Below are 20783 nucleotides of genomic sequence, written 5' to 3'. Positions count from 1 at the left end.
GATTAAAATCAGCGCTCTTGCATAGGAATATACTTCTTTTCTTTTGCCACACTCTTGTAGGCAGGGCGTATGATCTTATCCACGTTGGCAAGCTCCTCCAGCCTGTGGGCGCTCCAGCCGACGATTCTCGCCATGGCAAAGATCGGTGTGAACAATTCCAGCGGAATATCCAGCATGCTGTAAACAAATCCGCTGTAAAAGTCTACGTTGGCGCTGACGCCTTTGTAGATCTTCCTCTCCTCCGCAATGGCCTGAGTTGCCAGTTTTTCCACTGACGAATAAAGTGCAAAGTCATCATCCCGGCCCTTTTCTTTCGCAAGTTTCTCCACAAAGCTCTTAAAGATCAGCGCTCTCGGATCGGAGATCGAATACACCGCATGTCCCATGCCGTAGATCAGACCCTTCTTATCGAAAGCTTCTCTGTTCAGCAGCTTCAGCAAATATGCCTTCACCTCATCCTCGTCTTTGACGTCTTTTACATGCTTCCTGAGATCATGCATCATCTGTACGACCTTGATATTGGCGCCGCCGTGTTTCGGTCCTTTCAGAGAAGATAAGGCTGCCGCGATGACGGAATATGTATCAGACCCTGCGGATGTGACCACATGGGTCGTAAATGCGGAGTTATTTCCTCCTCCGTGCTCCATATGCAGCACAAGCGCGATGTCCAGTACCTTGGCTTCCAGTTCTGTATACTTCATGTCCGGACGGAGCATCCTCAAAATATTCTCAGCTGCAGAAAGCCTTTCGTCCGGCCGGTGGATATAAAAACTCTCCTGTTTTACATAATGATTATACGCATGGTAGCCGTAGACTGCCAGCATCGGAAATACGCTGATCAGCATCAGGCTTTGCCGAAGTACATTCGGCATTGAGATATCGGCCGCCTTCGGATCATAGGACGCAAGATTAAGCACACTCTTTGTCAAAGAGTTCATAATGTCAGCGTTGGCCGCTTTCATGATAACGTCGCGGGTAAAATTTCTGGGAAGTGTCCTGCAGAGTGAAAGGACGTTTTTAAATTCTGCCAGCTTAGTTTCGTCTGGAAGCTGCCCGAACAGCAGAAGATATGCAGTCTCCTCAAAACCAAACCTGCGGTTTTGCACAAAATTCTTTGTGAGGTCGATAATATCATAGCCCCGGTACAGGAGCCGCCCGTCGCACGGTACCTTTTTCCCGTCAATCTCTTCATACGCCTGGATCGATGAAATATTGGTGAGTCCCGCCAGGACGCCCGTACCGTTTTCATCTCTCAGTCCCCTCTTTACACCGTATTGGGAATACAGCTTTTTCGGAACCGTACAGCTCTCCGTACACAGCTTAGAATAGGAATCTGTATACTCTCTGATAATGCTGCTCGTCTTCTTGTATTTCATTCTGGATACCTCCTTTACATTTCCTGGTATTTCTTTTCATCATACCTCAATACTTGATTTTTGTCAACGATTGACACTTATCAAAGAACTCACTATACTATAAATATGAGGTTTTTAGCACTATTTCCGTCACGCTTTAAAATGCGTTCCTCCAATAGTGCTAAAAAACGATCGTTGGACAGCTTTTTTTGTTCAAGGAATAAATATAAAAGAAAAATTAAGGAGAGTATAAAACATGAATCAGGCAGAATCAACGGGGATCGCCGTATCTCTGTTTGAAATATTCCCTCTGTGCCGGAAACTGATTTTCAGTTCCCTGGATATGAAGGAGCTGAATCTGACAAAAAGCCAGCTGTCTGTCTTATTTGCGCTGGAAGTTAAACCCGGCCTTACGATGTCCAGGCTGTCCAAATATATCGGATCGTCAAAAGAACAGACTACCCGGGCAGTGGCTCCCCTGGCAAAGGAAGGTCTGGTGGAGCGGTACATGGATGAGGAAAACCGGAGATATGTCTACATCCGGCTTTCCCAAAAGGGCACATGTATGACACAGAAAGCAAAACAGGCTTTTATTAATCATCTGAAGCAGTCCTTTCACCGGCTGCCGGAAGAGGATCTGAACGATTTAAAACAGGCGGCCCAGACAACCTTAAACATCTTAAAAAAGCTGGAACCATAGTGCTGCATGGTTCCGGCTTTGCTTTTTATAAAATCCTGTGATATAATTTCATATACTACATTTGTAAGATTAAAAGGAGAGGACCTATGAAACCGATTCCCCAGATATCAGATGCCGAATACAAAGTGATGAAAACCGTGTGGGCCCATGCGCCGATCAGCACACCCCAGGTGACAAAGCTTCTGGCCGCCCAAAATGACTGGAGTCCGAAGACCGTCCAGACCCTTCTCTCAAGACTGGTCAAAAAAAGAGCCCTGACCTACGAAAAGCATGGCAGAGCCTTTTTCTATACTCCCCTGGTAAAGGAGGAAGAGATCTTAAAGCAGGAGACAGCTTCTTTTCTCAACCGCTTTTATGACGGCTGTTTCAGTTCACTTGTATCGAATTTCTTACAAGAAGACCGGCTGACAGCCCGGGAGATTCGTGAATTAAAAGAGATTTTGGATACGGAACTTGACAAGGAGGATGAATAAAATGTACCAAGCGCTGATGGAGAATTTTCTCTTCCACTGCCTGTTTCTTGCTCTTATCGTCCCTGTGATCCTGGCGGGACAAAAGCTGCTGCGGCACTGTCTGACGGCGCAGTACCGGCATATGACCTGGTATCTTTACTGTTTCTGCGCCCTCCTTTTCTTTCTTCCCGTCCGTTTGCCCGGATCAGCAGATCTCTGCTCTTTTGTCAGCAGTTTTATGAAAAATGCTCCCAGGCAGGCTGTACAGACCTCCACTGTCTCCGCCGCATCAGGCTCTGCCGGACAAATCAGAGACTATGCCGTATCCGCCGGAGCAGCTGTCCCCGGCCCGGTCTTTACTGCCCTGTTTTGGATCTGGGCCGCCGGCGCTGCCGCCATGACAATAATCTTTTTGTATCATTGCGTCCGCTTAAACCGTTTCGGCCGCTCTATCGCCTTTGTTAAAAACATGGATACAGAGCGCCTTTTTCTCCAGTGTAAAGAGGAATTGGGAATCCGCAGAAAAATCCGTTTTGTACTCTCCGAGACTTCAGATACACCCATGGCGTTCGGGATCTTCTTCCCTGTCATCGTATTTCCGAAAAAATTTCTCTCGGTCTTTTCTAAACGTGAACTTTCCTATGTTTTCTATCACGAGCTGAGCCATTACAAGCGGGGTGATCTCGCCGGCAGCCTCATCTGCTGTATCGTAAAGGTGCTGTACTGGTTCCACCCTTTCGTCCTGTATTCACTCAAAAAAATGAGAACAGACCGGGAAATAGCCTGTGATGCGTCCGTGCTGAATCATATAAGACAGCATGAATGGAATTCTTACGGCCACACGATCCTGAATTTTGCAGGATACCTGTCTTCCCGGGAGATATTTTTCGTTTCCTCGGGCATCGGAGGCAGCTATTCCCAGCTAAAACAGCGCATCACGGCCATCGCCTCCTACCGCAGGCCGTCAAAGAAAACGCAGCTTGCAGGTTTTTCTCTCCTGCTGATCCTCTGGCTCCTGTTTTCGCCTTTCGTTCAGAATCATAATTTATTGGCGGACTCCGTATCCGGGAAACCTGACCGGCCATTCGTTCCGGTGGATCTGTCTACTTTCTTTCCCGAAAATGAGGGCTGTTTTGTCCTATATGATAAAAATAAAAACCAGTACAGCATATACAATGAAAAAATGAGCCGGCAGAGAGTCTCCCCGGATTCCACCTATAAAATATACAGCGCCCTGGCCGCATTGGATGCCGGCGTGATCTCCCCCGGCAAATCCGAGATTGCCTGGGACCAAAAGCAGTATCCATTTTCATCCTGGAATAAAGACCAGACTCTTGACAGCGCCATGTCCTCCTCGGTCAACTGGTACTTCCAGACCCTGGATCAAAGACTTGGGAAGACAGCACTGAAAAAAACACTCAGACGCATCCGGTACGGCAATGAGGATATTTCCGGCGGAATCACTTCTTTCTGGCTGGAGTCCTCTCTGAAGATCTCCCCCTTAGAACAGGTCATGCTGCTCAGAGACTTTGATCAAAACCGGCTCGGCTGCTCTGAAAAAACGGCCAGAGCAGTCCGAAATTCCATCCGGCTCAACTGCGGCCCCGGCCGCATCCTGTATGGAAAAACCGGGACTGGATGTATAGACGGCCATGACATAAACGGATGGTTCATCGGTATTCTGAAAACCAAAGATAATACTTACTGCTTTGCCCTGAGGATCAAAGGCCGCGACGGCGCATCGGGGAAGAAAGCGGCTCAGACTGCCTTAAAGATTATTCGTTCTCTTTCGCTTTGATCACCGGAAGAGTCTTCCTCACGACATATCCGCTGCCTCCGCGTTCTTTCACATCTTCTGCCATGGTGATCAAAAGCCATGGCTCTTTTTCTCTCTTTCCGGCAGTAAAAACCCCGAACCAGCCAAGCTCTGTCCCGGAAGTATCGCTCTTGCTCGCTTTAATCTCGGCGGTCCCGGTCTTTCCGGCGAGTTTCACGCCGGGAGTCCTGGCTCCGTGTCCGGTGCCGTCCGGGTGTTCAATGACCTGGATGAGGTCTTTTTTGATGATCTCCGCCGTTTTTTCTGAAAATGCGTCTTTCATCCAGTACTCTGGCTCCGGTTTCTTCTTATACAGCAGATATGGACGTACCATGCTGCCCTTGTTGACAAAGGCCGAATAGATCGATGCCAGATGCACTGGATTGACAAGCACCTGGCCCTGGCCGTACCCGCTGTCAGCCAGCTGGACTTCTGAATCAATGCTTTTTTGATTATTTGAAAACTGAGACACTGCCATCTTAATGTCAAAGGGCAGTTCCTGGCCGAACCCGAGATGTTTTGCCTGTGCCGCATAGTCTTTGGCCCCGATCTTTAACGCTGCCTTCGCAAAATAAATGTTGTCGGAATAAATCAGTGCATTCTCAAGCACTGCATTCTCATATGTATGCAGGGTCGTTACTTTGTAAGATCCCCAGCTGTTGTCTTTCTGCCATGAAAGCCCACTGTATCCGAAATCCTCATTGGGCTTCAGTTTCCCTGTATTCATGCCCATCCCGGCCACCACCGGCTTAAAGGATGATCCCGGAGCCCATTTCTGGCGGAAACGGTTGTAGAGCGGTTTTGCCTTGTCTTTGTTCAGTTCCTCCCACTGATCCGCAGGAATCCCCAGCACAAAGTCATTACTGTCGTAAGCCGGAGTGCTGACCAGGGCCAGGACCTCCCCTGTCTTCGGATTCATCATCACGGAACAGCTCTTATCGTCTTTATATTGGTCATAAATTTTTTCCTGAAGTCTCGCATCGATAGTTGTATAAATATCTTCCCCGTTCTTTTCCCTTTTTACGGCAAGCACCTTCTTCTCTCTGCCGTCCTCATTGAGGATCGATATCTTATATCCGTCCGTCTCATGGAGCCGTTCTTCATACAATACTTCAAGGCCGCTTTTCCCCACCAGCTGTCCCTGCTCATACCCCTGATCTTTCTTTTTTTCCAGCTCTTCTGCACTGATCTCCTGGACATATCCGGTCAGGTGTGATGCCTTCTTCCCGTACGGATATACTCTGCTGTCCTCTGAAGACACCAGCACGCCGGGTATTTTTAACAGCTTCTTCTCTATTTTTGCTTCTCCGGCAGACGTCATTTTCTTTACCGGTACAAAAGAATCTTCTGCAACCCAGGATGCATGAAGCTTCTTATCAATATCCTCTTCCTTCATGCCAAGCAGTTTCGCCAAACCGGATATGGAAGCTTTCCGGTCTTTTATTTTCCCCGGCACGAGTCCCACAGATGCGGCTTTTCCTTTTCCCGCCAGCATTTTCCCATTTCGGTCGTAGATTGCTCCACGGTTCCCTTTTAATTTCGTGACACGAACTTTATCTGTGAATTCCATGTCCGGAAAGATTAAGCTGTCATCCCACTTGAGACGGTAATCTCTTCCCTCTTTCTCAAAATGAGCCTGGTGATCAAAAGAAATCCTGCCTGCGATCGTATCCATGGACATGCGATAGGAAACCTTATCTCCCTCTGAATCTTTATCCACAGTAACCTTCATATTTTTAGCCCCTATCCCCTGATAGATCTTTTGATTTCTCTGTATAAACTCTTTTTTTGAGATCTCCTTTTGACTGCCTTTATCTAACAGTCCATACATCGTCCCATAGTCTTTTTTCTCAATACACGAAACATACTCGGAAAGTACATCTCCTGGACGTCCTGTGCCAAAATAATTCCAGAGAGCATATGCGGCAATGCCAAGTGCCGCTGCCGCTCCGAGTATAAAAATCCCTGTCTTTTTCATAAATACCTCCTGTTCCTGATCTTCAGGTATCAACATCATCTATATCTTACACATGTAGGATATATGTGTCAAGGTAAATCAGTCTGTTCAAAATGTAACGCATATTTCGCGTTTTTTACAGTAAACGACTGAGAATTCGGCAAAATCTGTTGTATAATGACAAGTACAGTATTTGCCGCAGCTGAATATAAAAAGACAGGTTAAGAATAAAAGGGGGCAGAGGAGGACGATCGTGTTTAAATAAATCGATGATATCACAGAAATGATCTATGTTGCAGATATAGATACATACGAACTTCTGTATCTGAACAGTTCCGGCAAGCGCCCTGTTCGGTACAGAAAGCTATAAAGCCCTTTTCTTTTGCGTTATAGCGTAACATCTGTAACTGGTTGGTAATGCTGTTGCTTTCTTTGTCAGTGTCCCCGTTGTCTTTTGATAAACATGCATATAATCTAACTGTTAATTTTGTCTGCTGTTTTAACATTTGTTATACTGTTTTCATATCAATAGTTGCTATTTTTCTGTTCAATTTCTCTTTGTATCAACCTTTTAATCAAGTGCTGTAACTGAACTGTACCATTGATAGTTCTATTATAACATCAAGACAGGCTGGCAGAAACTGATATTTAAGACAACTTTAAGATAACTGATAAAAATATTTTCCTTTCTCATCCACAACAAAGAAATCTGCAACGGACACATGGAACCGCTGCCTGTGCCTGCTTCATAGCATTTGACCAGACTCCTGAGAGTCCTGCCACACTCACCGGATCACAGTCCAGTCTGGTTCCATCTTCTAAAAAACTGCGTCAATTGCCCCTTCACTATTCTTATGTATATCCATGACTTTTGCCCAAGAATAAACTGACAGCCATGTGCCTCAAACTGTTCTTTGTAGACTTTTCCCACCTTTTCAATGAGCTGAATCGGCAGGATGCGGTCCAAACACATTATTGGCTGTTCGCATTTCTCCAATCGGCGGAATAAAGCTATTCGCTCCTGTTGCAATCAAAAGTCTGTCATATCCGATTTTTCTTCCATCTCACAGGATCAGTTTGAAATTATCAAAGCTCTGCAGCGCGAAGGCATACAGGGCTATCTCTTCGGACGTCCTATGCCCCTTTCTGACTTCTGCCGATTCCCTGAAGAAAAGCAAAACAAACCGAAAAATTCCCGCACAGAATAAAACTGACAAATCATATGGCCTCCGCTGCATCAGACAACGGAGGCCATAGAAGGCTCTGTACTTCTTATTCTTCGATGATCTCTTCTGGCGTAAAGCCCCGGCATCTCCACTGCCGGGTGCGTTTCTGCCAGCGGGCGCAGCAGGCCAGAAATTCCTCTTTTTCATGTGTCTCATTCAGAAAAATACCGGCGTTTTTCATCAGACTGAACATTTGAGAGACACCGCCTCCTAAGAGCAGATTGTCTTCCAGCGCTGTCATCAGCTCCGCAAACGACAGAGGATTGTGTTTCCTTTTCTCCAGGAACCTTCTCAGTTCCTTGTACTCAGGTGCATCTACATCCACATACTCTTCATAATACAGACGGATTTCCTCCTGATCGGGTATGTAATACGGCAGGTTTTTCACCTCATTCATAAGGTTTAAGCAGACCCTGGTATCCGAAATCTTGGAGGAGATCACGTAGCGCCCTTCGACACGGTAATCTCCGTAGACTTTTTCGGTAATTTTCAGGAATCTGGAAAGCTCCCCTTTCTTGAGCGGTGTGCTGTGAAACTCTTCCCACACCCTCATCAGCTGTTTTTTTTCATAAACGCCGTACAAATGAGCCAGAGCTCTTGCATACCGGTACAACTCCTGGTTGTGGACGACTGTCTTCCTGTTTTTTGCATTGGACAAAAATCTTACGATCTTTGCTTCTACCCCGGGCGGCACAACAAACTTCCTCCCGCCGTCTTCACCGAATACAAAAAGCCAGCCTCTTTTCTGGTATGTCCAGATGCCGGCGCTTTCCCCATCCGGCCCGTCCGGTTCACTCAAAAGCAGTTTCAGTCCTCTCAAGTCTTCAGAAGAGCTGTATTTTAAAACAGCAGGCATCTGGGCTAAAATCTCGGCTTCCAGTTTCTCCGCCAGTTCATGCTTCCTGTACCGTGTGCCGTCCATTCCATAAAAAGAGGCAATCTCTAAAAGCTGGCTCTTCGTATAACAATGAAGGCAATCCAATAAACCTTGTGCAGAACTTTTCAGAATGGTCCATTTCATTTCATTTTTCTGCTCCATCTTGCACCTCTTTTCTAAACTGTACATCTTTTTTTTATTTTACCATAGAATACGTGACCTTCCTACCTGTATACAATATACTTTTTTCTATGAAAAATCTTCTCCCTCGTTTTTTCTTTCACACATTTTTCCCGGGACCATAAAATATAGAAAGACAAATTATGGATGTGATGTTTTGAATCATTTTACTGTCTCCTGCCAACCCCCGGGAAGCCATCTGCCCTCCTGTGCCCAATATAGTATTGATGCCGATTCTGCCTCCGAAAGTCTCCTTCCCATGTTCCAGGTCTTTGAACAGGGCGGACAGATCAGACAGGCAGATGAACATACAGCCATATTGATGCCGTCTTCGTTTTACTTTGTGAGCTATCATTTTATTGCCGGTCCCGGAAGCTGGAAGTATTTTCGTATCCTTCCGTGCATCAACAGCAAGCCCGCGCTTTTATATGCTTCTTTTTCCCCTGCCGCCTCAGACGGGATCGCATCGGCATCGGCTTGTTTTATCACAGATAAAGCCCTGCACAGCCCGGCTTCCCTGAGTTTCCGGGTGAGCTATCCGGAATCCCCAAAAGCCTTCAGTATTACGGGGGCCGTGAGCATTGCGGCATATAATGCCTGAACACAAGAGAGAACAGCAAGGACCATGTCCCGCTGTTCTCTCTTAGCAATTTCCCACAAATACATATTTCAAATAAGCTCTCGCTGTCTCTGCCAGCCGGTAGACCTGTTCGGCTTCCGTGGCCTTCTTGTCCGCCATTTTCCATCTCGGAAAAAACCTGTTCACGTGAAGCGGAATTTCCGGATTTACAGAGGCCACCCAGGCGGCCATCTCCTTCATCTCTTCCCTCGTATCATTTTCTCCGGGAACGATCAGTGCTGCAAGTTCCACATGACATCTGTCCGCCGCTTTTTTTATAAAATTCTGTACCGTGCCCAGATCTCCTCCCAATTTCCTGTAATATTCTTCTCTTATGCCTTTCAAGTCCACATTCATCGCATCAATGTAAGGGAGCAGCGATTCTTCCACGGCTTCTGAAAAGGCGCCATTGGTCACGAGAACATTTTTCATTCCGTACTGTTTTACTATTTTTGCCGCATCTCTCACATATTCATAACCTGTCAGCGGTTCGTTGTAAGTATATGCGACTCCGATGTTGCCTCTGGCCCTGAGTTCCGAAGCCTTGAGTGCAAGCTTCTCCGGTGCCAGAAAGACCGTCTCCGCCTCATCTGCATTCTCCATGGAAATGTCATAGTTCTGGCAGAAAGGACAGTTTAAGTTGCATCCGAAGCTTCCCACAGACAGTATGACACTCCCAGGATAAAACATGGAAAGCGGTTTCTTTTCGATAGGATCCAGAGCCAGGGCAGTAATCCTGCCATAGTTTTCACACACGATCATACCGTTTACATTTTTCCTGGCCCCGCATCTCCCGAACTGGCCTGGTTTCGGCCTGCAGCGGTGCATGCATACCGTACATGTCTCTTTCATCTTCTCACCTGTGCCTTATGACTTCAAACCGCTCGATCTGTACAGATTCCTCTTCTCCGATCCCGGCTTTTTGTTTTGCAATCTCAATCTGTTCATCCACAGTATCCACACCGGAAAGATTCGGGAGCAAAAGCCCTCTCCGCCCTCCCCGTGTTACGATGACTCCGTATTTTTGGGCATCCAGTTCCTCCATTGATGTTACCTTCTCAGTCTTTCCGAGGACATCCACACTGTATTCCAGCTGATCCAGTTCTTCCTCCCTGACAGGGGAGAATCTCGGGTCTCTGGCTCCGGCGCTGACCGCGTTTTGTATGATTTCCTCAGCAACAGAAGATTTCGTTGCACAAATAGTGCCGATACAGCCTCTCAGCCTTCCCTCTTTCTTCAGAGAGACAAAGACACCTGCCCGGTTGCTCAAAAGTTCTTCCGGAAGCCCTTTCGGAACTCCGATGGCGGTTGCGTTTCTCACATAAGACTCCAGTGACAGTCTCGCCAGACGCACAAAACAGTCTTCTCTGGCCTGCCTTCGCTCCGCCTTCTTTCTCTGAAGCCTCAAATACTCGTCCTTAAACTTCCGGTCCGGATCCTCCCTGAGCGGCTCAAAGGCACAGACCCCGTATCCCACGCCAAACGGCCCCTCATAAGACAGTTTTTCCGTTTTCACGGCCGTGCCGTCCAGGGCTCCGGCCAGCATCACAAAAGTCCTGTGGCCGCACTCTCCTGCTTTCTCAAGAAATTCCTCGTCAAACTCAAAAAGCTCCAGAAAATTTCCGCTTTCCATAGTCTTCATAATCCTGCTGTCATACCGGGGACCTTCCTCACAGTATCCGTAAGGCCCGTCCTCCATCAGTCGGTGGGACAAATCTCCGCTGGCAATAAAAACTGTCTTTCTTCCAAGGCTGTCTGCCGCCTTTTTCACATACTGCCCCATTGTATAATGGTCAGAAAGAGAAAGACCCGAAAGGCCGATCCTGACAGTCTGAAACTCCTGATAATTCTGCTGTATGAAATAGAGAGGAATCATGGACGCGTGATCCAGCTGTTTCTCCTGCTCTCCCGCAGTGCCTGCCATAAATCCGTCTTCTTTCGCCAGCCTCGTGATCAGCTCTGTCATTTCCCGGTCATAGTCGGTACAGATCCGGCTCTCTGCGGCTCCAAACTGTGAGAAATCCCCCCGGGCCCCGTCTCCCGGAGAAATGTGAAAGTAGTCCGTATACATGACAGAGTGGGGTGTGGCGATCACTACTGTCTCCGGGGCAAGACAGGCGATCTTTTTTCCGGCTTCTCTGTAAGCTTTTACGGTGTCTGCCACCGCCTGCTCCTTTCCGCATCCCACCTCGGGAACGATCAACGGGGGATGCGGTACCATAAATGCACCAATTACAGCCATTTTTCATCATCCTTTCTATGTTATTTATACCTGGTAATATCATGGCAGGACAGCATACATGCATCTTTTTCTCCCCACTGGATCAGCGATGCATCTGCCTCCGTCCATACGTTCATGACAGCTTTGTCTGTTCTCTGCCTCAAGAAAATTGTAATCTGCTTCAAACACTCCACGGAGGATGACACGGTTTATCTCCATATCATCAACGATTAAAATAGTGTCTCTTCCTGTCATCACATTTCCCCCGTTACTGCACTCCAAATATTTCCGTTCTTATTTCCAATTTACACTATATTATTAATTATAACACAAAACAAGAAGAGAAACGCAAAAAACAGCCGGATGAACCAGCTGTTTTCATACGATATTTTCCATATAATATCTGCGGCAGAAGGAATTCTTTCAGCAGAAGGGAACCATTCTGTAATAGTGTTCTTTATTCATCTGCTTTCTCTGGCAGATACTGCGTCCAATTTACTTGACAATACTTGTTCGGCAGCCATTATGTCCATTTTTACATGGTTAGAGTGAGGCATTCTAAGAGCCGAACGGAAATCATGTGGAAGATGTCATACATAGATGATCGTGACTCCCCCAAAGCTGATTCTTCCGGTCAGTCTAATCCGTATCGTACCGTCGCCGTGGTTCCTGTTTTTCTCATCCACAGCCCCGAAGACAGCGCTGGCCTGATTGATCACCGTCCACTCTTTCGGCAGAAAAAGCTCCATCCCTGCAAACGATACGTCCACATTGATTTCGGCATCTCCGCCCTCTACTCCTGCATTGTCGAAGTAAGCCTTGATCTCTCCGAAGCTTACGTCAAACTGTGCGTATTTGAAATGATCAGAATTTACATACTTGACGGCAGAACCGAATGTAGTTCTGTGACAGACAGCAGTTCCGTCCTCCTCGTCAATGACTGACTCAAACGGCTCATCTCTGTGCCATTCCTTCCATCTCTTTTTCCTGGAAGGAAACAGCAGATGACACCCGATGCTTCCCAGGAGTGCAGCTCCTAATACCGGCCATGGCGTGACAGCGGTGATTCCCAGCGGCCCTGCATAAATAATGCAGAGAAATGCAATGGAAAACAGGATTCCCGTGTACTCCAGATGCATCAGGCTTTTGATCAGCATGGCTGCGAAAAATATAGTCAGCATAAGGCTGAATACACTGACTTCTCTCAGGTACCCCAGTCTTCCAAAAATAATGAACACTGCTCCAAAGATAAAAAACAATCCCCAGAAAATCTTTTCTTTTCTCATCTTCCGATCCTCTTTTCTTCTAATTTTTGCTTCAGCGGTTTCAGATAAAGTCTCGACACATACAACTGCTTATGGGTATGTTCAAACTGTATGACGCCGGAAGCTGACATCCCCCTGCTGATGGAATAGATCCTGTTGGTGTTGACAACTGCCGACTTTGAGATCCTCATGAAGGACCCCGGAAGCATCTCCTCCAGTTCATACAGCCGGTACCTGGTCTCGTAGATATCATCCGCCGTATGCACGTTGATGGTGTTTCCGTCTGTCTCAAAAAACAAAACCTTGGAAAGCGGGAAATAGTACTCCTGCTCTCCCTTGGAAAACACGGCCGTCTGTGTCCCGGATGCTGCCTCCGAGACCGCTTTCTGCACTTCCCGGACGATGTCATTTAAACCGGCGCACCGGATGATGACCTCTTCTTCCATTAAATTTTCATCAATTTCAATCCGTATCTTCATCTTTTCATCTCCACGTCTTTATTATAGCAGAGGCCGTGAGGCTGTAAATGAAAAACAGCCAAGTGGTAAAAAACAGAGGGTAAGTGACACATTACTCTGCATATATGGTATAATAACTGCAATCAGAATGGAGGTATCATACTATGTCCAAAAAAATTTTTTTCTTTGATATCGACGGAACCCTTGCGGATCAGGAAGACATCCTTCCCTCGAATCAGAAAGCCCTTCGGGAACTGAGGTTAAAAGGGCACACGGTCATGATCGCATCAGGAAGGCCTGCCGGCTATATCAGGCATATGTTTTCCGGGCTGGCCGACGGATTTATAGCCGCAAACGGCAGACGCATAGAGCACGAGGGAAGCGTCCTGCTGGACAACAGCTTTACCGTCGCCGAACTGAAAGAAATCATTAAGCTGTGCAGGGTTTCCCAGTGCTCCTACTGTCTCCTCGGAGACGGTGTCGTATACCACGGCAATCCGCTGTATCTGTACGGACATACGAGACCATACGAATCCATCGATGTAATCCATGAAGAGAGCTGGGACATCCGGGATGTCAGGGCCTATGCATTTGATATCATCTACAGGGATGCGGAACATCTAAAGACGATCAAGCAGAATTTTGACGGCAAATATATCATCAATGACCACTTTGACGGCTCCGCCGATGTCTCCAGCGTATCCTTCAACAAAGGACATGCTGTTGCCTATGCGACCAGTGCTCTCGGCTTTTCACAGGATGACAGCTATGCATTCGGAGACGGAGACAATGACGTTCACATGTTTGAGGCCGCCGGTACGGCCGTTGCCATGGAAAACGCAACACGGGCAGCGAAAAGAGCCGCAGATTACGTCACCCGGCATTATAAAGAGGATGGGATTTTCCATGCCCTGAAACACTTGAAAGTACTGAACTGCCTGCTTTAATCCAAGCATAAAAATCACCAGACCTGACAAAATACGGCCTGGTGATTTTTTTATGTGGAAAATTGTGAGTGGTAAAGCTGTTCGTAGTATCCTTTTTCTTCTAGCAGTTCCGTGTGTGTGCCGGTCTCCACGATCCGGCCTTCTTTCAGCACAAGAATCAGGTCTGCATTTTTTATGGTTGACAGCCTGTGAGCAATGACAAAGCTGGTCCTTCCGGCCAGCAGCTTATGCATAGCTTCCTGAAGTATCATTTCGAGCCTTGTATCCACGGAAGATGTAGCTTCATCCAGAATCAATATTTTCGGGTCCTTTAACACTGCCCTCGCAATCGTAAGAAGCTGTTTTTCACCCTGGGAAATATTGCTTCCTTCCTCGTCGATCTCCATATCATATCCTTTCGGCAGCGTCCGGATAAAGTGATGGACATTTGCCGTCTTGGCCGCATCGATCACCTCATCCTTTCTGGCATCCAGCCTTCCATACCGGATGTTTTCATAAATTGTTCCGGAAAACAGCCATGTGTCCTGAAGGACCATGCCGAACATGCTTCTTAAGTCTTCTCTTTTCATGGACTTGATATCCACGCCGTCAATCAGGATTCTTCCGCTGTCTGTGTCATAAAAACGCAGCAGCAGGTTGATGATGGTTGTTTTCCCGGCCCCGGTAGGACCCACGATGGCGACCATCTGGCCGCTTTTTATATGAATATCCAAATCCTTTATGACCGGTTTATCTCCGTATCCAAAAGCCACATGCTCAAATGAAACCTCTCCTTTTACATCGGAGATACGGGTTCCCGGTTCCGGATCGGGAATCTCCTCGGGTTCATCGAGGATCTCAAAAATTCTTTTCATCCCTGCAAATGCCGCCTGGATCTGAGCTGAGAGCTGAGCCACCTGAGAGAGGGGTTCATTGCACTGCCAGATATAGCGGATGAAAGCCTGGAGATTGCCCACGGTCAGCATCCCCTGTATTACAAAGACAGTCCCGGATACTGCCACACCTCCGATACAGAGATATACAGTCAGAGAAATCAGCGGACTCATCATGGAAGATACAAACTGTGCTTTCAGAGCATGCTTCTGGAGCCTTCCGTTGATCTCTTTAAACCGCTCCCGGGAAGACTGCTGCCTTCCGAACAGCAGAATCTCATTGTATCCCGTATAGAGCTCTGTTATCGTCCCGTTCAGTTCTCCAAGAGAGTCCTGCTGAGCCTTGAAGTGCTTCTGGCTTTTCCTTACCACAGCCACGCTGATCAAAATACTGACAGGAATGATCAGCACGACCAGCCATGCCATCACTGGCTGGATGGTAAATACCATCACAAGGACCAGGATGAGCGTCAGGACTCCGCTGATGACCTGGGTAAAACTCTGCTGCAAACCGTTGGATACCGAGTCGATATCATTTGTCACCCGGCTTAAAGTATCTCCAAAGCTGTGGGTATCGAAATATTTCACCGGCAGCCTTCGGATCTTATCCTGCACCGCATTTCTCATATCATGCATTGCGCTCTGGATGGAATTGGTCAGCAGGAACATACTAATGACCTGGGATGCCATCTTTATAATATAGACAGCCGCAAGTACTGCAAGGATTCTCACGATCACATCAAACCGGACTCCCGCGCCGGGTACTTTCCCTGCGATCTGTGCCGCGTCTTTGGCCAGCCGGGTAGTGATCATTCCCTCGATCCTTGGTGCCGAGGTCATGGCGGCCACGCTTAAAACCGTCATCACAACCGCTCCGATAAATCCCCATTTATAAGGAGCGATAAACGGCCTGAGTCTGCTGATCACCGCACCCGCCTGTTTTATTTTCTTAATCATCGGCCAGTTCCTCCTTATCCAGCTGGGATGCAGCGATCTCCTGATAAATCCTGCAGCTTTCCAGCAGTTCTCTGTGAGTTCCGGCTCCTGCGACCCGTCCCTCATTGAGCACCATAATCTTATCTGCATCCATGATGCTGGTGATTCTCTGGGCTACGACCATCATGACCGCATCCTTTAAAACCTTTTTCAGTTCTTTTCTGAGCTTTGCATCTGTCTTGAAATCAAGAGCAGAGAAAGAATCATCGAAAATATAGACTTCCGGTTTTCTCACAAGTGCCCGCGCAATGGAAAGCCTCTGCCTCTGTCCGCCGGATACATTGGTTGCATTTTCCGTGATCTGTACGTCAAACCCGCCCTTTTCCATGATAAAATCATATGCCTGGGCAGTTCTTGCCGCCTCCTCCATTTCTTCAAAAGAGGCATCTTCTTTTCCAAACTTGAGATTATCTGCGATGCTTCCGGAGAAAAGCAGTGCCTTCTGCGGTATAAACCCGATAGAATTTCTCAGGGAACTAAGATCTATATCTCTGATGTCTGTCCCATTGACCAAAATCCTTCCGCCGGACACATCATAAGCCCTGGGGACAAGATTGATCAGAGTGCTTTTCCCGGAACCCGTGCTGCCGATAAAGGCGATAGTCTCTCCTTTTTTCACAGTGAAGGACACGTCGGTAAGCACTGCTTCCTCTCCGTCCGGGTATGCGAAGGTCACATGGTCAAACGTGATCTCATCAATGCGGATAGGGCTGCCTCCTTCTCCCGAAGTATTTTCAACTGCCGGCACAGCGTCGAAGATCCTGGTGATCCTCCTGGCACTGACCGCCGCTTTGGGATACATCATGAAAACCAGGCAGAACAGCATGATAGAGAACATCACATGGAACAGATAATCCATGAAGGCTACCAGCTGTCCGATGTTCAGCCCTCCCTGCTCTATCATAATGCTAGAGATCCAGTAAATGAGCATACCGGCTAAATTCATGAGAAAATAGAAGGCCGGCTGGGTGACAGACATGAGTTTAAACAGCTTTTTGGAATATCCCATATAGGCGCTGTTGGCTTCATCAAAGCGCTTCTTTTCATGCCTGTCGTTGGTAAACGCCCGGATGACCCGGATACCGCTGATATTTTCCTTGGAAATGCGGTTGATCCATTCCAGCGAGGACTGCTGGCGTTCACTTAAAAGCTCAGAGCGTTTTGCCACGATGATCACTCCCACAACGATAAAAGGTATAGTTCCCAGGATCACCATAGAAAGACTTAAAGAAGCTTTCAGCACGAGCACGATGCTGCCGACGGTCATCACCGGCGTCATCAGGGCGGTGCGGAACAGGATATTTAAAAACATCTGGATCTGGAAAGCGTCGTTGGTCGTTCTCGTAATAAGGGATGCCGTCCCAAATTCTTTGAATTCCCTGTGTGAAAATTCCTGCGTCTTTTCAAACATGTCATTTCGGATGTCCCTTGTGATGGAGGTAGACAGATAGGAACAGCAGTAGCCCAGCAGGATCGTCCCCGCGGTTCCAAGCAAAGAGACAAGAAGGATCACTCCTCCCATCTCAAAAATAAAAGCCGTGTCCTTTTCCGTTACGCCCCGGTCGATCATCCACGCTACGATGGTCGGTATCCCCAGCTCCACAAGAGCAAAGCCGAATACCGAAAATACATTCAGTGCAAACATTTTTTTATAATGTTTCAAGTAAGATAAAATTAGTTTCATTTTGTCGTTTCCTCGTTCATTCCCCCATCTTCATTCTTGACGGGATTTACGTGTACCATACAATGTTTCACCGGCGCAAACTTTTCCTCGATTTTTAAGTGGACCTTCTCCGCCGTATCGTGAGCCTTCCTGAGCGGAAGATTTCCGTCCATGCAGATCTCCACATCCACATATACCCTGGCCCCGAATTTTCTCGTTCGGATATCGTCAATCCCCCTGACCCCGGGCTGGTCAAGAATCACGCTTCTCATCTGTTCCACCGTCTCCCTGCTGCACGACTCATCGATCATTTTGCGCACGGCGTCTGCAAAAATGTCGTAGGACGCTTTTACAATAAAAATGCAGATCACCACGCTTGCCAGAGGGTCCAGAATTGGAAACCCCATCCTGGCTCCCAGGACACCGATAAGGCTGCCGACGGAAGATAGGGCGTCGGAGCGGTGGTGCCACGCATCCGCCATCAGCGCAGCAGAATCTATTTTCCTGGCTGCATTCCTCGTATACCAGTACATCCCCTCTTTGACGGCTATGGAGATCAGGGCGGCCGCCATGGCCAGGGCTCCAGGGATCACAAGTTTTCCCTGATCCCCCGCAAAAATCTTCTGAAGCCCGGCAGCTCCTATGAAAAGCCCCGTTATGCACAGCACTGCGCCCAGCAGGACCGCCGCCACACATTCCATCCGTTCGTGACCGTACTGATGTTTTTCATCTGCTTCCCTGGAAGCCAGGACAACCCCTGCCATGACAATGATCGTGCTGAACACGTCGGATGCGGAGTGGGCCGCATCCGAGATCATGGCGCCGGATCTTGCCGCAATGCCGGCAAATAATTTAAATGCTGACAGTACCAGGTTTACAAAAATACTGTTGACAGACACTTTCATGGCTATCCGTTCTTTTCTTTGCTGTCTCACCGGTCCCTACACCCTTCAAATCTGAGTACTTATAGAATATGCATATGCCTTTGAAATGTACTATAAAGATTCACCGTCCGGCCGGGCGTGCATATTATAAAAACAACTGAAACAGCAAAGGATTTTTCATATGACATTTTGTGATTCTTACCATCCGGCGGTCACAGATCCCCATCCCTATCCGCCTGTAAAAGCAGCCCGGCGGAACCCCCGGTATGCGGAAATGATACTGCCTGCACTGAGAGCCCAGTCCAGCGAACTGACTGCTGTCACCACATACATTTATCAAAACTGGATCTTCTTCAAAAAGTATTCCTCACTGGCCGATACTCTGATGAAAATAGCAAAGGTGGAAATGCACCACATGCAGATGCTCGGCACACTGGTCTCCCTTCTGGGCGGCGATCCGAGATTCGCCGAAGACCCCTGCCAATGCTGGAGCGGAGACGCCCCTGATTATACAAAGGATCTTCACCAGGCATTGAAAAGCAACATGGAAGCAGAAGAGGCGGCCGCCAGCTTTTATCTGGAGACTGCCTCTAAGATACAGGACCCGTTTGTCTGCGCCGTGCTAAACCGGATCGCCATGGATGAAAAAGTCCATGTACAGATCTTCCGGCATTATCTGAGTGTTCTTGGCTGCTGACATTTTCTGTCACAGCTTCAGTACCTCCAGGTCATCGGGCACATAGACAGTCCCTGAGTACAGCAGTTTCACTTCTCTTGTATACTGCTTCTTCCGGTTCTTTAAATCGGTATCCTCCGTATGGTAAAGCACCAGATTTCTGACTTTGAGTTTTTCGGCCAGATTCCCGGCATCCAACGCTGTGCTGTGGTGCTTTTCATATGGATGGAATATATCCCTCATGCCATATAAACAGAATGCCTCACAAAGCAGCCAGTCCGCTCCTTCCACATAAGGTCTGCAGATGCTGTTGTACGGTTCATCACCAAGACATGCCAGTGAAATGCCTTCCTCCAAATCTGCACGAAATCCAAATTGTTTTGCCTTCGTGGAATGTATGTCAAAAAAGCGGACGTGCATCCCTGAGATATCCATCTCTTCTCCGTCTTCTACTTCCTGTATCCGTATTTTACCGCCCAAAAACTTCAAAAATTTTTCTGCCAATGTGAGCCGGCAGATCTCTTTCAGGATCTTTGCGGCCTCCTCGTGGCAGTAGATGGTAAAATACCCGTGATAAGCTTCCGAAAGCATCATGGACGCCGCTTTCCGGACGATCCAGACGGCGCCTAAGATATGGTCCGTGTGAGCATGGGTCAGGAACATACTGCGGATCTGTTCAAATGGAATCTGAGCTTCGTCAAGCCTTAAAAGGATTCCATTCCCTCCTCCTGCATCCACGAGGAAATATTCCTCGCCGTTGCGGATGGAAAAACATGTATTATAACATTTGGTAACCATTGCATGCCCGGTCCCGAGCATAATCAGTTCTGGCTTCATATGATCAATTCATTCCTTTTTCGTTCACTGCACTCTTTTTTCAGTTTCATAGATGCTGCAAGGAGCATCGGTCTGCTAATGCTCCTTGCATGTTCCGGACAAACGGCAATACACCGCATACAGGAGATGCACATTTTCTTCACTGTCTCTTCCGGATGCTCTGCAGGTATGGCGCCGGCCGGACAGAGACGGGCACAGAGACCGCATTTCTTACACTGTTTTCCGGCAGAAGGCTTCATGGGAACGCCATTGTACTCCCGGTACGGCCGGTTTCCTTTCACGGAAAGCTCTGAGACCCTTTCTGTATCTTCTGTCTGCTCTATCTTTTCCCGAATCTTCACCGCAAAGTCCGTGAGCTCACTCTTATCCCGGCTGTCCGGCCTTCCTTCTGCATATTGGCGCATAATGGAATGTTCCGCCGCTGCAGCCACGGCTGCCGCAGGAACAAATCCCTGCTCCTCTGCCAGGTCTTTCATCTCAAGAAGAGTATCGTCATAGTCCCGGTTTCCGAATGCGGTCAGAAGGATGATTGGTGTCTTTTGTCCCTTTAAGTTTCGAAACCGCTCTGCAGCCGGAGCCGGCACTCTTCCCCCGTAGGACGGGACTCCGAAGATCACCAGGTCCTGTGCTCCAAATTCGTGTACTTCCCCTTCCTTTGGTATTCTGGAAAGGTCGATCTCCTGATGAGTTTCTTCCCACGCTTCACCAATCAGTCTGACAATGCGTTCCGTGCTGTATGTAGGGCTGAAGAATACTTCCGTCACTTTTGATATTTCCATACT

Annotated in this window: 19 protein-coding genes; 6 read left to right on the top strand and 13 right to left on the bottom strand. The window is 47.8% G+C overall.

The annotated features are described in order from the left end of the window. Positions 1–8: 8 nt before the first annotated feature. Positions 9–1376, bottom strand: coding sequence for a citrate/2-methylcitrate synthase (locus CI597_RS09320; RefSeq protein ID WP_024728469.1), 1368 nt, complete (start codon positions 1374–1376; stop codon positions 9–11). 235 nt (positions 1377–1611) lie between these two features. On the opposite strand from CI597_RS09320, the gene CI597_RS09315 reads away from it, so the two are divergent. The 3 genes from CI597_RS09315 (at position 1612) to CI597_RS09305 (ending at position 4305) form a co-directional block, all read left to right on the top strand. Further along, positions 1612–2055 (top strand): MarR family winged helix-turn-helix transcriptional regulator, encoded by a 444-nt coding sequence (locus CI597_RS09315; RefSeq protein WP_024728470.1) that lies wholly within the window; start codon positions 1612–1614, stop codon positions 2053–2055. An 86-nt stretch (positions 2056–2141) separates the two neighbouring features. Continuing rightward, positions 2142–2528 (top strand): BlaI/MecI/CopY family transcriptional regulator, encoded by a 387-nt coding sequence (locus CI597_RS09310; protein ID WP_024728471.1) that lies wholly within the window; start codon positions 2142–2144, stop codon positions 2526–2528. A 1-nt stretch (position 2529) separates the two neighbouring features. After that, positions 2530–4305, top strand: a complete 1776-nt coding sequence (locus tag CI597_RS09305) for a BlaR1 family beta-lactam sensor/signal transducer (protein WP_024728472.1) — start codon at positions 2530–2532, stop codon at positions 4303–4305. Here the strand turns inward: CI597_RS09305 and CI597_RS09300 are convergent. Both CI597_RS09300 and CI597_RS09285 read right to left on the bottom strand, forming a co-directional pair. Further along, entirely contained in the window at positions 4283–6301 is a 2019-nt protein-coding gene (locus CI597_RS09300; protein ID WP_034550046.1) for a penicillin-binding transpeptidase domain-containing protein, read from the bottom strand. The genes CI597_RS09305 and CI597_RS09300 overlap by 23 nt on opposite strands. A gap of 1251 nt (positions 6302–7552) precedes the next feature. Beyond that, a complete protein-coding gene (locus CI597_RS09285) occupies positions 7553–8545 on the bottom strand; it encodes a hypothetical protein (protein WP_235824589.1) in 993 nt (330 codons plus the stop codon). Positions 8546–8720: 175 nt separating this feature from the next. On the opposite strand from CI597_RS09285, the gene CI597_RS18145 reads away from it, so the two are divergent. Next, complete coding sequence (locus tag CI597_RS18145; RefSeq protein WP_186992431.1) at positions 8721–9164, top strand: hypothetical protein; 444 nt, start codon at positions 8721–8723, stop codon at positions 9162–9164. 42 nt (positions 9165–9206) lie between these two features. On the opposite strand, the gene amrS is transcribed toward CI597_RS18145, so the two are convergent. The 5 genes from amrS to CI597_RS09245 all read right to left on the bottom strand — a co-directional run bounded on the left by amrS (position 9207) and on the right by CI597_RS09245 (position 13147). Beyond that, on the bottom strand, positions 9207–10034 hold the full coding sequence (gene amrS, locus CI597_RS09270; protein ID WP_024728478.1) for an AmmeMemoRadiSam system radical SAM enzyme: 828 nt from the start codon (positions 10032–10034) through the stop codon (positions 9207–9209). A 4-nt stretch (positions 10035–10038) separates the two neighbouring features. Further along, the gene (amrA, locus tag CI597_RS09265; protein ID WP_024728479.1) at positions 10039–11424 is read right to left on the bottom strand and encodes an AmmeMemoRadiSam system protein A; all 1386 of its coding nucleotides are present in this window, start codon (positions 11422–11424) and stop codon (positions 10039–10041) included. Positions 11425–11444: 20 nt separating this feature from the next. Next, the gene (locus CI597_RS18945) at positions 11445–11567 is read right to left on the bottom strand and encodes a hypothetical protein (RefSeq protein WP_268876116.1); all 123 of its coding nucleotides are present in this window, start codon (positions 11565–11567) and stop codon (positions 11445–11447) included. Between the two features lie 426 nt (positions 11568–11993). Beyond that, on the bottom strand, positions 11994–12689 hold the full coding sequence (locus tag CI597_RS09250) for a LiaF transmembrane domain-containing protein (protein ID WP_024728482.1): 696 nt from the start codon (positions 12687–12689) through the stop codon (positions 11994–11996). After that, the gene (locus CI597_RS09245; RefSeq protein ID WP_024728483.1) at positions 12686–13147 is read right to left on the bottom strand and encodes a LytTR family DNA-binding domain-containing protein; all 462 of its coding nucleotides are present in this window, start codon (positions 13145–13147) and stop codon (positions 12686–12688) included. The genes CI597_RS09250 and CI597_RS09245 overlap by 4 nt, the downstream gene beginning before the upstream one ends. A 143-nt stretch (positions 13148–13290) precedes the next feature. On the opposite strand from CI597_RS09245, the gene CI597_RS09240 reads away from it, so the two are divergent. Then, positions 13291–14073 carry a Cof-type HAD-IIB family hydrolase gene (locus CI597_RS09240; RefSeq protein ID WP_024728484.1) on the top strand — a complete coding sequence of 261 codons (783 nt, stop codon included), beginning with the start codon at positions 13291–13293 and terminating at the stop codon, positions 14071–14073. 50 nt (positions 14074–14123) lie between these two features. Here the strand turns inward: CI597_RS09240 and CI597_RS09235 are convergent, their stop codons facing one another. From CI597_RS09235 to CI597_RS09225, 3 genes are read right to left on the bottom strand one after another with little or no spacing between them, the layout of a single operon-like run. Then, the gene (locus tag CI597_RS09235; protein ID WP_024728485.1) at positions 14124–15902 is read right to left on the bottom strand and encodes an ABC transporter ATP-binding protein; all 1779 of its coding nucleotides are present in this window, start codon (positions 15900–15902) and stop codon (positions 14124–14126) included. Then, the gene (locus CI597_RS09230; protein WP_024728486.1) at positions 15895–17625 is read right to left on the bottom strand and encodes an ABC transporter ATP-binding protein; all 1731 of its coding nucleotides are present in this window, start codon (positions 17623–17625) and stop codon (positions 15895–15897) included. The genes CI597_RS09235 and CI597_RS09230 overlap by 8 nt, the downstream gene beginning before the upstream one ends. After that, a complete protein-coding gene (locus tag CI597_RS09225) occupies positions 17622–18539 on the bottom strand; it encodes a cation diffusion facilitator family transporter (RefSeq protein ID WP_024728487.1) in 918 nt (305 codons plus the stop codon). The genes CI597_RS09230 and CI597_RS09225 overlap by 4 nt, the downstream gene beginning before the upstream one ends. A gap of 130 nt (positions 18540–18669) precedes the next feature. On the opposite strand from CI597_RS09225, the gene CI597_RS09220 reads away from it, so the two are divergent. Continuing rightward, on the top strand, positions 18670–19185 hold the full coding sequence (locus CI597_RS09220) for a ferritin-like domain-containing protein (RefSeq protein ID WP_024728488.1): 516 nt from the start codon (positions 18670–18672) through the stop codon (positions 19183–19185). A gap of 9 nt (positions 19186–19194) precedes the next feature. On the opposite strand, the gene CI597_RS09215 is transcribed toward CI597_RS09220, so the two are convergent. Further along, positions 19195–20001: an MBL fold metallo-hydrolase gene (locus CI597_RS09215; RefSeq protein ID WP_024728489.1), complete on the bottom strand. Its 807-nt coding sequence runs from the start codon at positions 19999–20001 to the stop codon at positions 19195–19197. After that, positions 19998–20780, bottom strand: coding sequence for a 4Fe-4S dicluster domain-containing protein (locus tag CI597_RS09210; RefSeq protein WP_024728490.1), 783 nt, complete (start codon positions 20778–20780; stop codon positions 19998–20000). Before CI597_RS09210 ends, CI597_RS09215 begins: the two co-directional genes overlap by 4 nt. Between the last annotated feature and the right edge of the window lie 3 nt (positions 20781–20783).

Source organism: Anaerostipes hominis (ex Lee et al. 2021) (assembly GCF_002270485.1).
Classification (GTDB): domain Bacteria; phylum Bacillota; class Clostridia; order Lachnospirales; family Lachnospiraceae; genus Anaerostipes; species Anaerostipes hominis.
The sequence above is the reverse complement of the archived record's forward strand: the minus strand, read 5'-3'. Positions and strand labels throughout refer to the sequence as shown.